Consider the following 15,380-nt stretch of genomic DNA (forward strand, 5'->3'; position numbering starts at 1 on the left):
TGGGGATATTCGCCATTTTCAATTATTAGTAAGCTAATAGATAGGATACAATCTATCTCCATGAACACGCCTTCCGACTCCCAACTCATGGCCACCACCGCAAATCTGATGGTGCTGTCCCGCGCCTATCGTGGCGCCGCTGATAAAGCGCTGGTCGACTACGGCCTGTCGCAAGCGACGGCCTGGCCCGTCATCCTGGCTGGCCGCCTGGGCGACGGCGTGCGCCAAGGCGCGCTGGCCGAGGCGCTGGGCGTCGAAGGCCCGTCCCTGGTTCGTGTGCTGGATCAGCTGGTGGCCGCCGGCCTGATGGAACGCCGCGAAGACGCGCACGACCGCCGCGCCAAGACGTTGCACCTGACGCAAGCCGGCCATGCGCTGCGCGCGCAGGTCGAAGACGTGCTGGTGGAACTGCGCCGCCGCCTGTTCAGCGGCGTCAGCGAAGCCGACCTGGAAGCGTGCCTGCGCGTCTTCGATGCGCTGAAAGTGTCCCTGGGGCGCGGCACCGCAGGCGGCCATCAACAGGACAATCAATCGTGAAATTGCCGAACGTCCGCGAAACCATCTTTTCGCTGAAGAGCTACCTAAGCGCCATCATGGCGCTTTATCTGGCCTACAGCATGGGTTTGCCGCGTCCGTTCTGGGCGATGACTACCGCCTATGTCGTGGCCCAGCCCTGGTCGGGCGCCGTGCGCTCCAAAGCGCTGTACCGGCTCGTCGGCACCTTCTTCGGTTCAGCCGCCACCGTGTACATGGTGCCGCGGCTGTCGAATTCGCCCGTCATCATGACGGGCGCCATGGTGTTGTGGGTAGGCGCCTGCCTGTACATGTCGGTGCTGGACCGCACGCCGCGTTCTTACCTGTTCATGCTGGCCGGCTACACCGCCGCGATGATCGGCTTTCCCAGCGTCACGGACCCTTCCCTGGTGTTCGACACGGCGCTGGCCCGCGTGGAAGAGATCAGCCTGGGCATCGTCTGCGCCACGCTCGTCCACAGCATTGTGCTGCCGCGTGGCCTGGCGCCTGCGTTGACGCTGCAACTGGACAAGGCCGTGCGCGATGCGCGCAACTGGATGCACGACACCCTTAGCGGGCAGAACGCCGAACAGCGCGACCGCGACCGCCGCGTGCTGGCCAACGACATCACGCAGCTGCGTCTCTTGTCCACCCACGTGCCGTTTGACACCAGCAACCTGCGCTGGACGTCCGGCGCGGTGCGCGCCATGCAGGACCAGATTTCGGCGTTGACGCCCGCCGTCTCGGCCGTGGAAGACCGGCTGCGCGCTTTGCAAGCGAACGATCAGCCGCTGCCGGAACCCGTGTCTACGCTGTTGAACGACATCTCGGAATGGATCAATGCCGGCGCCCAGGCCTCGCACGAAACCGCCGTGCAGTTGCGCGCGGCCGTCACCCGCCTGACACCCGCCATCGACAGCCATTCCACGTGGCGCGACGCGCTCTTGGCCAGCCTGATGACGCGGCTGCGCGAGTTGATCGACACCTATGACGAATGCCTGGCGCTGCGCCGCGAGATTCGCGCCGGGCTGGAAGGCGCGCCGCTGCGGGCGCCCATGCGCACGCAGCGTACCAACCGCGACCCGAACGCCGCGCTGCACCGCGACCACGGCATGGCGCTGTTGTCGGCCCTGGCCGCGGGTGTGGCCATTTCAGTGTGCTGCGCGTTCTGGATCGGCACGGCCTGGAGCAACGGCGCGACTGCCGCGCTGATGGCCGCCATCTTCAGCTGCTTCTTCGCGTCGCAAGACAATCCCGTGCCGGGCATCATGCAGTTCCTGACCTACACGGTGTATTCGATTCCGCTGTCGGCGCTGTATCTGCTGGGCATCATGCCCGCCATCCATTCGTTTGAAATGCTGGCGCTGGCGATGCTGCCGACCGCCTTCGTGCTGGGTATTTTCATCGCCCGCCCCGCCAGCGCCGGCAAGGCCATGGCGATGCTGTTCGGCTTTCTGGGCACGATGGCGCTGCAAGACACCAACACTGCCGACGTCGTCTCGTTCATCGACACGCAAGTGGCGCAGTGCATGGGCGTGGCTACGGCCGCCATCATCGCCGCCATCTTCCGCACGGTCAGCGCCGACTGGAGCGCCCGCCGCATCCAGGCCGCCAACTGGAAGGAACTGGCGACCTTGGCCAGCTCGCCGCGCGCGCCCTCGCGCCACACCTACACCGCGCGGATGCTGGACCGCATCGGCCTGTTGCAGCCGCGCCTGGCGCTGGCCCAGCGCCCCGATGATCTGGTTGCCGCCGACGCGCTGAAAGACCTGCGCGTGGGCCGCGACATCACCGAGCTGCAACGCGCGCGCCGCCATCTGCCGATGGCCGAGCCCACGATACAGCCGGTGCTCAATAGCCTGGCGCAGTTTTTCCGCGCACGGTCATCGTGGCGCATCGGCGAAAAAACGCCGGAGTTCCTGGCGCAGATCGACCGCGCCTTGTCCAGCGTTGCCGCCACCCCGCAAGGCCTGGCCGCGCGAGACCGCGCCGTGGTGGCCCTGGTGGGCATCCGCCGCGCCTTCTTCCCCGACGCGCCCGACTACCAACCCGCCCATCCCGCCATGGAGGGCCACGCATCATGATCGGCGAATTCAATCTCTACGGTATTTACTTCCCTTGGCTGTTGGTGCTGGGCGTGGTCACGCTTGGCGTGGCCTGGGCGCTGCGCCGCGTGCTCGCGCGCGCCGGCCTGTACCGCCTGGTGTGGCACCCCGCGCTGTTTGATCTGGCGCTGTTCGTGGTGCTGCTGTATGGCGTCTCCCTGATTTCCCCTTATTTTCTCCAGAGATAGGTATGAAACTCCCCAATGCTCTTCGCCCTGCTGCTATCGGCAAGTTCGCGGTGACGGCGGTTGTCGTCGCCGCCGCCGCTTACGCCGGCTGGCAGCTCTGGGTGCACTACGAAGTTGAACCCTGGACGCGCGACGGCCGCGTCAAAGCCTACGTGGTCCAGGTGGCGCCCGACGTGTCCGGCCTGGTGACCGCCGTGCCCGTACACGACAACCAAGACGTCAAAGCCGGCGACCTGCTGTTTGAAATCGACCGCGCCCGCTTCCAGCTGGCGTTCGATCAGGCGCAAGCCTCCGTGCGTTCGCAGCAAGTGGCGCACGACCAGGCGCTGCGCGACGCCAAGCGCAACCGTTCGCTGGGCCAGTTGGTGGCCGCCGAAGCCGTTGAACAAAGCCAGACCAAGGTGCAGCAGACCGAAGCCGCGCTGGCTCAGGCCGAAGTGCAGTTGAACACCGCCCGCCTGAACCTGGAACGCAGCCGCGTGCTGGCCGCAAGCGATGGCCGCATCACCAACCTGGACTTGCGCGCGGGCTCGTACGCCACCGCAGGACACGGCGTGATGGCGCTGGTAGACGCCGGGTCGTTCTATGTCGAAGGCTATTTCGAAGAAACCAAGCTGCCCGGCATTCATGAAGGCGACTCCGTCACCGTGACCTTGATGGGCGACTCGCGCCACATCCGCGGCCACGTGGAAAGCATCGCCATGGGCATCGCCGACCGCGACCGCAGCACGGGCGCCAACCTGCTGCCTAACGTGAACCCGACGTTCAACTGGGTGCGCCTGGCGCAGCGCATTCCGGTGCGCGTAAAGATCGACGACGTGCCAGAGGGCGTGCGCCTGGTGGCGGGCCAGACGGCGACCGTGTCGGTCGACCCGAAGCCTGTGCAGGCGGCCCAGCAGGACACCTCTCCTGGCAGAACTCCGGCCGCAACCCAGAGCCCCTCGCAACGCGCGGCGCCCGACACGCCTCCGCCGGCCTGATCGCCTGTTTTTCCGCAACCTGATTTCTGACGATCCCTTTTTCAACCCTCTTATCAACGCCAAGCCGTACCTGCCATGAACACCAAACACCTTCTGCCGCTGATGCTGGCCCTTGCGCTGGCCGGATGCACCACCGTGGGCCCTGATTACCAGGTGCCGGCCGGGTCGTTCGTCCAGCGACAGGCGGCCCAGGGTGCGTTCCTGGAAGCGCAGGCGGGCGTGTTCCAGCAGCAGGCGGTGTCGGGCCACTGGTGGCGTTTGTATAACGACCCGGTGCTGGACGGCCTGGTTGAAAAAGCGTTGTCGGCGAATACGGACTTGCGTGTGGCCAGCGCCAACCTGGAACGTGCGCAGGCTGCGGTGCAGGAATCGCAGGCGCAGCAGCAGCCGACCATCGGCGTGAACGCGTCGCCCACGTTCGGCCATGTGTCGGGCTTGCAAGAGCTGCAACCGGGCATTGATCCCCCCAGCCGCTGGTCGTACTCGGCGGGCGCCAGCGTGTCGTACCAGCTGGACCTGTTCGGGCAAATTCGCCGCGCCATCGAAGCCGCCAGCGGCGACGCGCAGGCCGCGCAAGCCGCCTACGACGCCACGCGTGTGACGGTCGCCGCCGAGACCGCGCGCGCCTACGCCAACATGTGCGCGGCCGGCATGCAGTTGGCGTCGGCGCAGCACTCGGTGCAGGTGCAAAAGGAATCGCTGGACGCCGTCAGCCGCCTGCAACGCGCAGGCCGTGGCACCACCTTGGACGTCACCCGCGCCCGTAGCCAGCTTGAACAACTGCAAGCCAACCTGCCGCCCTTCCAGGCGCAGCAACGCACCGCCTTGTATCGCCTGGCCGCACTGACGGGCCAGACGCCCAACGAAATTCCCGCATCGCTGCTGCAATGCGCCGCCGCGCCGCGCCTGACCGACACCATCCCCGTGGGCGATGGCGCGTCGCTGCTGCGCCGCCGTCCCGACATCCGTCAGGCCGAACGCACGCTGGCGGCCAGCACGGCACGCATCGGCGTGGCCACAGCGGACCTCTATCCGAAGATCACGCTGGGCTTATCCGGCGCATCGGGCGGCCCCGCTTCGATGTTTGGCGACCGCGGCACCTTCGGCTGGAGCGTGGGCCCGCTGATATCGTGGACGCTGCCGAACACGGGCGCGGTGCAGGCCCGCATCGCGGAAGCCGAAGCCAACACCAAGGCCGCCGTGGCGCGTTTTGACGCCACGGTGCTGAACGCCTTGCGCGAAACGGAAAGCGCGCTGGTCGTCTACGCCCGCCAGCTGGACCGCAATGCGTCGTTGCGCGCCGCCCGCGACCAAAGCGCCGAAGCCGCTTCGCAAGCGCGCCAATTGTTCCAGTACGGCAAGACCGACTACCTGACCGTGCTGGACGCCGAACGCACCCTGGCCACCAACGAAAGCGCGCTGGCCGCCTCGCAGGCGGAACTCAGCAGCGACCAGATCGCCGTCTTCCTGGCGCTGGGTGGCGGCTGGGAAAAGTAAGCCGCAGGCCGGCAATGTCGTTTCCATAATATGGATATGACATTGCCCGCGGGAAATGGCCGCCCGTAGAATTGTCTCATCGCTGATTTTTATAACTATCAATGAACCGCGTCGCGCAGCACATTGCGCCAGAGCGGTTCAGGCAATGAGACAAATCCATAATATGGAATACCTATCAGGGGCGGCGGGTGCGCGCGTCCTCGACAGCATCACCAAACTGACGCCCGACGATGCGGGCCGCGTTGTGATCGCGGGGTCGCACGGCGGCAGCTACGCGGCCTATTGCGCGGCACGCGGCAACGTACTCGCCGTCATCCTGAATGACGCCGGGGTGGGCTGGGAACAGGCCGGCATTGCGGGCTTGGCAGATTTACAGCAATGGGGAGTACCCGCCGCCACGGCCGACTACCGCAGTTGCCGCATCGGCGACGGCGCCGACATGGCCCGCCACGGGGTCATCAGCCACGCCAATGCCCTGGCGCAAGCGCTGGGCTGCCGCACAGGCATGGCCGTCGCCGACGCCGCCCTGGCGCTGGGTGAAGCGCCCGCCGGCCAGGCCCGGCCCGCCACGCAGCAAGAATCCCGCTCCATTTTCAAAGCCGCTGCCGATGGCACGCCGCTGGTCGTCGGCGCCGACTCCGTATCGCTGGTGGATGCCGGCGACGATGGACGCATCGTGGTCACGGCCTCGCATGGCGAGCGGCTGGCGGGCCTGCACACCGACGGCGTGAAAGCCGCACCGCGTCTTGTGACCTTCAACGACGCCGGTATCGGCAAAGACAGCGCCGGCATCGGCCGGCTGCCGCTGCTGCAACAGCGCGGCATCGCAGCGCTGACCGTGTCGGCCTACAGCGCGCGCATCGGCGATGCCCGCTCGTGCTACCAGGATGGCGTGATTTCCTGCGCGAACGCACGCGCCCGCGAATGGGGCTGCCGCGTTGGCACGCCGCTGAAAACTTTCATCGACGCCCTGCTGAACGGGCGCAGCACTTACTAGGAGCATTACCCGCATGTCGGAAAAACTGGAAATCACGGGCGGCGAAGCCATTGCACGCATGTTCGCCGCGCACGACGTGGGCTTGATGTTCGGCATGGGCGGCTTTCAGCTGCTGCCGTTCTACGACGCCGTGCGGCGCCTGAAGCTGAACCACAACCTGATCAACGACGAGCGCTGCGCCGTGTTCGCCGCCGATGCCTACACCAAGGTCAGCGGCCGCCCCGGTGTCTGCGACGCGACCCTGGGCCCGGGCGCGACCAATCTGGTCACCGGGCTGGCCGAAGCCTATAACGCCGGCACGGCGATGGTGGCGCTGGTGGGCGATTCGCACCGGATGCATTCGTGGAAGAACATGACGCAGGAAGCGCGCCAGCTCGAGGTGCTGCGGCCGGTGGTGAAAGACGTGCTGCGCGTGGAAAAAATCGAGCGCATCCCGGAACTGGTGCGCCGCGCGTTCGCGGTGGCCACCAGCGGCCGGCCGGGTCCGGTGGTGCTGGATGTGCCGGAAGACATTGCGCACGAGGTTCACGCCTTTGATGCCGACGCCTTTTTTTCCAGCGCCAACTACCGCCGCGCCCCCGCCCTGCGCTGCCGCCCTGCCGCCGACGATCTGGCGCAGGCCGCCAGCATGCTGGCTGGCGCCGCCCGCCCGCTGATGCTGTGCGGCGGCGGCGTACACATCAGCGACGCGGCCAACACCGTGCAAGCCTTCGCCCGGCAATTCAACATCCCCGTGGCGCACACGATGAGCGGCAAAGGCGCAGTCGCCTGCAACGATCCGCTGAACGCCGGCCTGTTCGGCCGCTACAGCCGCATCGCCAACGACCTGATCGCCAAGGCCGATTGCCTGTTTGTCGTGGGCTGCAAGCTGGGCGAAGTGGCCACGCGCCGCTACGACCTGCTGTCGGCCGGCACGCCCATCATTCATTTGGACATCGTGGCCGAAGAGTTCGACCGCACCACCACGCCCGCCTTGCGCTTGTGGGGCGACGTGCGAGCCACGCTGGAAGAACTGGGCGAACGGCTGGCCGCGCAACCCGCGTCCGCGCAAGGCCGCCAGGACTACGTGGATGAAGTGGGCCAGGCCATGCACACGTGGCGCGAATCCGTGAACGGCAAGCTGACGTCGGCCGACAGCCCCATTGGTATGGCGCGCCTGATGCATGAGATCAACGCCGCGCTGCCGGAAGACGGCATTCTGGTGGCCGACGGCGGCTTCGCCGCGCACTGGGGCGGCCTGCTGTTCGACACCAAGCGCGCGGGACGCGGCTTTGTGCCGGACCGCGGATTTGCGTCAATCGGCTATGGCATCCCGGGCGCCATCGGCGCCGCGGCCGCCGCACCGGGGCGGCAAGTCGTCAGCCTGACGGGCGACGGCGGCTGCAATATGTCGTTGGGCGAGCTGGAAACGGCCGTGCGCATGGGGCTGGCGTTTACGCTGGTGGTCGTCAACAACGCCGCGTCGGGCTACATCAAGGCGCTGCAACATCTGATGTACGGCAGCGGCAGCTACCAATCGTCCGACCTCGTGGAAACCAACTACGCCAACGTGGCGCGCGCGCTGGGCTGCCAGGGCATCCGCGTGGAAGACCCGGCCGACATCCCCGCCGCGCTGGCCCAGGCCTTCGCCTGCAAAGACCGGCCGACCATTCTGGACGTGGTGGTCACGCGCGACCCCGCGCACATGCTGCCGGGCGTGGACAGCCGGGCGGCCAAGATCAAGCCGGGCGACCGCATCGCCTGACCCGGGACATAACAACAAAGCGGCAACGCACACCACAATATCGAAGCGAGGAGACAACCCATCATGAAAGCAAAATCCTGGATGACGCTGGCAGCCGCAACGCTGGCCATGACGCTCACTGGCGCGGCCGGGGCGCAAAGCAGCTACCCCGACCGGCCGATCCGGCTGATCGTGCCCTTCCCGCCTGGCGGCACGTCGGACGTGGTGGGGCGCATCTTTGCCGAAGCGCTGGGCAAGCAGATCGGCCAAACCGTCGTGGTTGAAAACCGGGGCGGCGCGGGCGGCACGGTGGGTTCACGCGCGGTCGCATCCGCCGCGCCGGACGGCTACACGCTGCTGCTGGGCACGTCCAGCACCAATGGCACGAACCCCGCCGTGTACAAAAATCTGCCCTATGACGCCATCAAGGACTTCACACCCGTCACGCAGATCATCCGCGTGCCTGGCGTGATCGTCGTGAACAAGAACTTTCCCGCCAAGGATTACGCGTCGTTCGTGACGCTGATCAAAGGCGCGCCAGGCAAGTATTCGTATGCCTCGTCCGGCAACGGCGGCGCCACCCATATGGCGATGGAATACTACAAATCGCTGTCCGGGCTGGACATGATGCATGTGCCGTACCGCGGCACCGGCCCGGCGCTCAACGATGTCATCGCGGGCCAGGTGCCTATCTTGTGGGACACGGCGGCCTCATCGATGGCGCACATCCAGTCAGGCAGCGTGCGCCCGATCGTGGTGGCGGCCAAGGCGCGTCTGCCGCAATTGCCGGATGTACCCACGTTCGCCGAAGTGGGCCTGCCCGACTACGACGCTGAAATGTGGAACGGCCTGCTGGCGCCTGCCGGCCTGCCGAAAGACATTCTTGCCAAGCTGAACGACGCATCGCGCAAGGCCTTGGCCGATCCCGATGTGCAGGCCAAGTACGCCGGAGTGGGCGCGTATGTCGTCGCCGATAAACCCGACGCGTTTGCCGCGATGATTCGTGACGATGTGGCCAAGTGGAAAAAGGTGGCCGACTTCGCGCACATTTCGGCGGAATGACATGGGCCAGCGCTTGAAGGATAAAGTGGCGCTGGTGTTCGGCGCCGGCTCGTCAGGCCCCGGCTGGGGCAACGGCAAGGCGGCAGCCGCCCTGTATGCGCGGGAAGGCGCGTGGGTGTTCGCGGTGGACGTGCGCGCAGACGCCGCCGAAGAGACCCGCCGCGTCATCGACGCCGAGGGCGGCCGCTGCGTGGCGCTGACAGCCGACGTGACCGATTCCGCGCAGATTCTGGCGGCGGTCTCGGCGGTGCTGGCCACGGCCGGACGCATCGACGTGCTGCACAACAATGTCGGCATCACCGAAATGGGAGACCCCATCGAGGCCAGCGAGGAAAGCTGGCACCGCGTGCTGGACACCAACCTGACCGGCGTGTTCCTGACGTGCAAGCACGTGCTGCCCGCAATGCTGGCGCAAGGCGGCGGCAGCATCGTGAACATCTCATCGCTGGCGTCGATCCAGGTGAACACGTATCCGTACACGTCGTACTACGCGGCCAAGGCGGGGCTGAACCACCTGACCCGCTCGCTGGCCGTGCGGTATGCGCCCGACAACATCCGCGTCAACGCCGTGCTGCCGGGCGTGATCGATACGCCGCTGATCTATACGCAGATCGCCGGGCAGTTTGAAGACGTGGATGAGATGCGCCGCCGGCGCAACGCCGCCAGCCCCATGGGACGGATGGGCGATGCGTGGGACGTGGCGCACGCGGCGCTGTTCCTGGCCAGCGATGAAGCCAAGTACATCACCGGCGTCTGCCTGCCGGTGGACGGGGGCAAGGCCTGCGCCGGACGCTAGCCTGCGGGCGCTAGCCTGCGGGCGCTAGCCCCATGGCATGGGCTTCAAGGCGCCAGCGTCAAGGCAGCGGCGTCAAGGCAGCGGCGTCAAGGCAGCGGCGTCAAGGCAGCGGCGTCAAGGCAGCGGCATCAAACCCGGGGCGCCAGATCGGCCGATAGTTCTGCCGCCGCCCGTTGCAACGCGGCCACCACGTCCTGCAAGCGGGCGCCCGACAGACGCGAACGGATCGCCGCCACACTCAGCGCCGCCACCACGCGCTGCTCGCGGTCCAGCACCGGAACGCCCACGCCGAGCATGTCGGGAATGATGCGGCCGGGGTTGAGCGCATAGCCGTTCTTGCGCGCGGCGGCGATGTCGTCGCGCAGCATGTCGGAGGACGGCAGATCAGGCGCCACCGTGGCGTCGTAACGCGCCAGCACCCGTTCAATATCGTCATTGGGTAAAAAAGCCAGCAGCGCCAGGCTGCCCGCCCCCACGCCCAGCGGCCGGCGATGCCCCACTTCCAGCGTCAGGATCTTGATGGGAAAGTCGCCCGTCTTGCGGTCAACACAGACGGCTTCATGGCCGGATCTAACCGACAGGAAACTGGTGTCGCCGGTGGACTGCGCCAGGCGCAGCACGGCGGATTCGGCGATGGCCTTGATGCCGTGCCGCCCTTCCGCGGCCAGGCCAAGAATGTAGGACTCGCGCCCCAGGCTGTAGGTTTTTAGCTTGGGGTTCAGCGACAAAAACCCTTCTTGCAGCAGCGCGGCCAACATGCGGTGCGCGGTGGGTGGCGTCAGACCAATGTCGCGCACGACGTCGGTCAGCCCCACCCCACGCGCGGGCGCCGCGCCCACATATTTCAGGATGCGCAACACGCGGAAAATGCTCTGCGCGCCGCCCACCGAATCCGCAGCGTGCGGCAACGGGGCCTGGGCCGCCATCAATGCACCGTGGTGCCGTCCGGCGGCGTCTGGTTCAGCCCCAGCGCCGCTTCCCAGGCGCGCAACGGCACGCAGGTCTGCAAGCGCACGATGGCGCGCTGGATCAACGCCGGGTGCAGTTCGTGGCCGACGTGGCTGGCGATGTCGATGGTGGAATCGCCATGCAGCTCTTCCAGCCGGGCCTGAGCAGCCTGGATGTGGGCCACGCTCATTACCGGATCATCGGCGCCGTGCAACAGATGCAAGGTGGTGTATTGCGGCGCGGCCTTGGGCAGCTGCGCGTAGCGGCCCGAAAACGCGATGACGCGCCCGGCCATGCCGTCGTGCGCCTGCACCAATTCCAGCGCCATGATGGCGCCCTGCGAAAAGCCGGCCAGCGCGGTGTCGGACTGCAACAGGCTGAAGCGCGCCTGCGCCTCGCGTACATAGGCTTCCAGGGGCGGCATGGCTTGCGCCACGCGTTCGGCGCGATTGTCTTCCGTCACGCCGCGCACCGAGAACCATTGCCGCCCCGAGCCGCCGCCATCAAAGGGCTCGAAACCTTCGGGCGCCAGCACGGCCGCCGCCGGAAACGCTGCGCGCACGGCCTCGGCCAATGGCCGAAGGTTATCGGGCGAACCGCCCACACCGTGCAGCAGGATGAACAACTGGCGTACGTCGACGCCAGGTTCGGGAAGGAATTCCAATGAGCGGGAAGATGCCATGAAAACTGCTCCGTGCTGGCGTAGCGCCGTCCGGCTACGCCTTGATGACCGCATTGTAAAATGCGCGCCTTAATGCGGACGGGCAAGCTGCAAGCCAGACTGCCGCCGCAACGGCCTTCTTTTACCCCTGCAATGCACACACCCACCACCGACTCGGGCGCCACGCCGGCGAGCCAGAACCAGCTGCACCGCGTGCTCAAGGCGCGCCACCTCACGATGATAGCGCTGGGCGGGGCCATCGGCACCGGCCTGTTCGTCGCCTCCGGCGCGGCAATTGCCCAGGCAGGCCCCGGTGGCGCCCTGCTCGTGTATCTGGTGATTGGCCTGATGGTCTACTTCATCATGACCAGCCTGGGCGAGCTGGCCACCTTCATGCCCGTGTCCGGTTCCTTTTGCACCTACGCGTCGCGCTATGTCGACCCAGGCTTTGGGTTTGCGCTGGGCTGGAACTTCTGGATCAGCTGGGCCACGGTGGTTGCCGTGGATGTGGTGGCCGCCCAACTGGTCATGGCGTACTGGCTGCCGGACACGCCAGGATGGATATGGAGCGTGGCCTTTCTGGCACTGACCTTCGGGCTGAACGCATTTTCGGCGCGCAGCTTTGGCGAAGCCGAATACTGGTTCGCCATCATCAAGGTGGTGGCCGTGCTGTGCTTCATTGCGGTCGGGCTGGGCATGCTGGTGGGCATCATCCATAGCGGCAATGAAGTGGGCCTGGCCAACTGGAAGGTGGGCGACGCGCCGTTCGTGGGCAACGCGGCAACGTGGGTGGGCGTGGCGATGGTGGTGGCCTATTCCTTCCAAGGCACCGAACTGGTGGGCGTCGCCGCGGGCGAATCCGAGAACCCGCGCCGCAACGTGCCGCGCGCGATCAACAACGTGTTCTGGCGCATTCTGCTGTTCTACGTGCTGGCCATTCTGATCATCGGCCTGCTGCTGCCCTATACCGACCCGCAATTGCTGCGCAACGAAGTGGAAGACATTGCCGTCAGCCCCTTCACGCTGGTGTTCCAGCACGCGGGGCTGCTGTCAGCCGCCACCGTCATGAACGCCGTGATCCTGACCTCCGTGCTGTCGGCCGGCAATTCAGGCATGTACGCCGCCACGCGGATGCTGTTCAACATGGCGGCCGAAGGCCAGGCGCCGGCCATCTTCAAACGCCTGACCGCCAATGGCGTGCCGCTGTACGCGCTGCTGGCGACCACCGCGCTGGCCTGCCTGTGCCTGTTCAGCGTGGTGTACAGCCCGAAGGCGGTCTACATCTGGTTGCTGAATTTTGCGGGCATGACGGAATTCATCGTCTGGCTGAGCATTGCGATCAGCCACTACCGGTTCCGCCAGGGCTATGTGAAGCATGGCTTCAACCCGGATGACCTGCCCTACAAGGCCGGCCTGTTCCCGTTTGGCCCGGTGCTGGCGTTTGTGCTGTGCCTGATCGTGACCTTGGGCCAGAACTATCAGGCCTTCTTGCAAGACCGGATCGACTGGATCGGCGTGGTGTCGACCTATCTGGCCATTCCGCTGTTCCTGGCGTTGTGGATCGGGCATCGCGTGGTGAGGCGGTCGCGCTGGGTCAAGTACCAGGACATGCGGTTTTACGGCGGCGCGTAAATCGAATGTGAGGCGGTCGAATCGCGGCCGAATGTGACGCGGTCGAATGTGACGCTGTCCAACGTGACGCAGGCATGGCGGATGCCGGCGGGGTCGAAATACTGTATATTTATACAGTGTAAACTCACCCTATAAGCCTCAAGCCCGATACCCGGCCCCACCCGCCATGCAGTCCCCCGAACGCATCCACCCCGCGTTGTGGCGCGCCACCCAGTTGGCTAAAGGCGCCGCCCGCACCCTGCCCACCGGGCACGCTCCGCTTTCCGCCGAGCTGCCGGACGGGGGCTGGCCGCTGGGCGCGCTGGTTGAATTGCTGACCCCGCACCCCGGTATCGGTGAAATCCGCCTGCTGCGCCCCGCGCTGGCCCAACTGGAAACGCGCCGTCCCATCGCCCTGGTGCAGCCCCCGCATGCCCCCCACATCGCCAGCTGGATGAGCTGGCGGCTGGACCCCCGGCAGTTGCTGTGGGTCGCGCCGAAAAAGCCCGTCGATACCTTGTGGGCCGCCGAACAGATTCTGAAAAATGGCAGTTGCGGCGCGCTGATCTGCTGGCTGCCGCATGTGCGCCCCGAATCCTTACGCCGCCTGCATCTTGCGGCGCAGGCTAGCGACCTGCTCTTTATTGCCGTCCGCCCGGCCAACGCCGCGCAGAACGCCACCCCCGCCCCATTGCGGCTGGCGCTTGCGCCCGCGCCGGGCGGCTTGTCTGTCCATATTCTGAAGCGCCGGGGGCCTGTCTGCGACACGCCGCTATACGTGGGCCTGGAACCCGGCGCGCTTACGCCTTCTTCCCCCCGCCATGCGCCTCTGGATCGCCGCCTACCTGCGCTGCCTGCCGCTGGACGCACTACGCCCGCACTGGCCGCATGAGGGTCTGGCATTCGCCGTTCTGGACCAGGAACGCGTTGCCGCCCTTACCCCCGCCGCCCGCCAGGCCGGCGTCAAGGCGGGCATGCGCCGCGCCGGCGCAGCCGCCATCGCCCCCCAGGTCGACTTGCTGCCGCGCCAGCCGCAAACCGAAGCCGACGCGCTCCACGGCGCGGCGCTGGCCCTGCTGCAATACACCCCCGAAATCGCCCTGGGCGACGACGACACCGTGCTCCTGAATGTCGGCGCCAGCCTGATGTTCTTTGGCGGACCGCGCGCGCTCAGCCAGCGCATCCGCGCCACCTTGCGCGCGCTGGATTTGCGCGTGTCGCTGGGCATGGCGCCCACCGCCACGGGCGCCTGGCTGCTGGCGCACCGCCCGGGCCGCCGCATGCCCCGCCGCACCTTGACGCTACCCACGCTGACGCGCCGGCTCGACGCCCTGCCGCTGGCGCTGCTGCCGCAGGCGCTGGCCCGCCGCGACTGGCTGGACGACATCGGCTGCCACACGCTGGCCGACTTGCGCGCCTTGCCGCGCGCCGGCCTGCAACGGCGCAGCACGCCCGAACTGCTGCAAGCGCTGGACGCCGCCTACGGCCAAAAACCCGAGCTCTATCGCTGGATCGAACCGCCCAACCAGTTCTCGCGGCGCATCGAACTCATGGACTATGTCGAGCACACCGACGCCGTGCTGGCGGTGGCGCGCCGGCTGGCCGAACAACTGGGCGGCTGGCTGACCGCGCGCCAACTGGCCGTGCGCCGCGTGGTGCTCAGCATGGAACACGAACGCGGCCGCCACGCCCGCCCGCCCACCGAGCTGGAACTGGCGCTGGCGCAACCGGTATGGCAGGCCCCGCAACTGCTGCACCTGCTGCGCGAAAAGCTGAACCACTTCACTCTGGAAGCGCCCGTCATCGCGGTATCGCTGCTGGCGCCCGACACGGTTGAGCAGCCGGCCGCCAGCACCACCCTGTTTCCCGAGCCCGGCGGCACGGCAGCCGACCATGCCCGGCTGCTGGACTTGCTGGTGGCCCGGCTGGGCCGCGATCAGGTCCGCCACGCGCAACCCACCCCCGACCACCGCCCCGAAGCCGCGAATTCCTGGGGCGACGCGCTGGCCGCGCCCCGCCCGCCCGAGCCCCTGCCCCCCTTGCTTGACCGCCCGTTCTGGCTGCTGGAAACGCCGCTGCCCTTGAAGCTGTCGGGCCATCGCCCGCAATACGGCGGCCAGGCGCTGCGCCTGATGCGCGGCCCCGAACGCATCGAAAGCGGCTGGTGGGACCCGGCCTTGACCGTGCGCGACTATTTCGTCGCTGAAGACGCCGCCGCCGCGCGCTACTGGATCTACCGCGAACGCGACGCGGAGCACGCGCGCTGGTTCCTGCACGGGCTGTACGCCTGAGGCCGCCG

The 15,380-nt window shown here is 67.1% G+C and carries 14 protein-coding genes; 12 read left to right on the plus strand and 2 right to left on the minus strand.

Translation table 11 applies throughout. From position 1 onward, the window contains the following. Positions 1–60 precede the first annotated feature (60 nt). The 9 genes from HV765_RS05745 (at position 61) to HV765_RS05785 (ending at position 9,861) form a co-directional block, all read left to right on the plus strand. Positions 61–537, plus strand: coding sequence for a MarR family winged helix-turn-helix transcriptional regulator (locus HV765_RS05745; protein ID WP_054421643.1), 477 nt, complete (start codon positions 61–63; stop codon positions 535–537). After that, positions 534–2,597, plus strand: coding sequence for an FUSC family protein (locus HV765_RS05750; RefSeq protein ID WP_175169073.1), 2,064 nt, complete (start codon positions 534–536; stop codon positions 2,595–2,597). Before HV765_RS05745 ends, HV765_RS05750 begins: the two co-directional genes overlap by 4 nt. After that, positions 2,594–2,806, plus strand: coding sequence for a DUF1656 domain-containing protein (locus HV765_RS05755; RefSeq protein ID WP_054421638.1), 213 nt, complete (start codon positions 2,594–2,596; stop codon positions 2,804–2,806). The genes HV765_RS05750 and HV765_RS05755 overlap by 4 nt, the downstream gene beginning before the upstream one ends. A 2-nt stretch (positions 2,807–2,808) precedes the next feature. Then, positions 2,809–3,786 (plus strand): efflux RND transporter periplasmic adaptor subunit, encoded by a 978-nt coding sequence (locus HV765_RS05760; RefSeq protein WP_254600459.1) that lies wholly within the window; start codon positions 2,809–2,811, stop codon positions 3,784–3,786. Between the two features lie 75 nt (positions 3,787–3,861). Continuing rightward, the gene (locus HV765_RS05765) at positions 3,862–5,283 is read left to right on the plus strand and encodes an efflux transporter outer membrane subunit (protein WP_175169074.1); all 1,422 of its coding nucleotides are present in this window, start codon (positions 3,862–3,864) and stop codon (positions 5,281–5,283) included. Positions 5,284–5,446: 163 nt separating this feature from the next. Next, positions 5,447–6,280, plus strand: a complete 834-nt coding sequence (locus tag HV765_RS05770) for a hypothetical protein (RefSeq protein ID WP_175169075.1) — start codon at positions 5,447–5,449, stop codon at positions 6,278–6,280. 13 nt (positions 6,281–6,293) lie between these two features. After that, entirely contained in the window at positions 6,294–8,024 is a 1,731-nt protein-coding gene (locus HV765_RS05775) for a thiamine pyrophosphate-binding protein (protein ID WP_054421630.1), read from the plus strand. Positions 8,025–8,087: 63 nt separating this feature from the next. Further along, the gene (locus tag HV765_RS05780; protein ID WP_175169076.1) at positions 8,088–9,065 is read left to right on the plus strand and encodes a Bug family tripartite tricarboxylate transporter substrate binding protein; all 978 of its coding nucleotides are present in this window, start codon (positions 8,088–8,090) and stop codon (positions 9,063–9,065) included. A gap of 1 nt (position 9,066) precedes the next feature. Beyond that, positions 9,067–9,861, plus strand: coding sequence for an SDR family NAD(P)-dependent oxidoreductase (locus tag HV765_RS05785; RefSeq protein ID WP_175169077.1), 795 nt, complete (start codon positions 9,067–9,069; stop codon positions 9,859–9,861). A 128-nt stretch (positions 9,862–9,989) separates the two neighbouring features. Here the strand turns inward: HV765_RS05785 and HV765_RS05790 are convergent, their stop codons facing one another. Further along, a complete protein-coding gene (locus HV765_RS05790) occupies positions 9,990–10,787 on the minus strand; it encodes an IclR family transcriptional regulator (RefSeq protein ID WP_175169078.1) in 798 nt (265 codons plus the stop codon). Continuing rightward, positions 10,787–11,491, minus strand: a complete 705-nt coding sequence (gene ypfH / locus HV765_RS05795) for an esterase (RefSeq protein WP_054421618.1) — start codon at positions 11,489–11,491, stop codon at positions 10,787–10,789. Before ypfH ends, HV765_RS05790 begins: the two co-directional genes overlap by 1 nt. A gap of 132 nt (positions 11,492–11,623) precedes the next feature. Between ypfH and HV765_RS05800 the strand changes: the two genes are divergently transcribed. The 3 genes from HV765_RS05800 (at position 11,624) to HV765_RS05810 (ending at position 15,372) form a co-directional block, all read left to right on the plus strand. Further along, complete coding sequence (locus HV765_RS05800; protein ID WP_054421616.1) at positions 11,624–13,102, plus strand: amino acid permease; 1,479 nt, start codon at positions 11,624–11,626, stop codon at positions 13,100–13,102. A gap of 166 nt (positions 13,103–13,268) precedes the next feature. Then, positions 13,269–13,973: a translesion DNA synthesis-associated protein ImuA gene (imuA, locus tag HV765_RS05805; RefSeq protein WP_054421614.1), complete on the plus strand. Its 705-nt coding sequence runs from the start codon at positions 13,269–13,271 to the stop codon at positions 13,971–13,973. Next, complete coding sequence (locus HV765_RS05810; RefSeq protein ID WP_054421611.1) at positions 13,903–15,372, plus strand: Y-family DNA polymerase; 1,470 nt, start codon at positions 13,903–13,905, stop codon at positions 15,370–15,372. Before imuA ends, HV765_RS05810 begins: the two co-directional genes overlap by 71 nt. The last annotated feature ends 8 nt before the right edge of the window (positions 15,373–15,380 follow it).

This window comes from Achromobacter kerstersii (assembly GCF_902859595.1).
GTDB classification, from domain to species: domain Bacteria; phylum Pseudomonadota; class Gammaproteobacteria; order Burkholderiales; family Burkholderiaceae_B; genus Achromobacter; species Achromobacter kerstersii.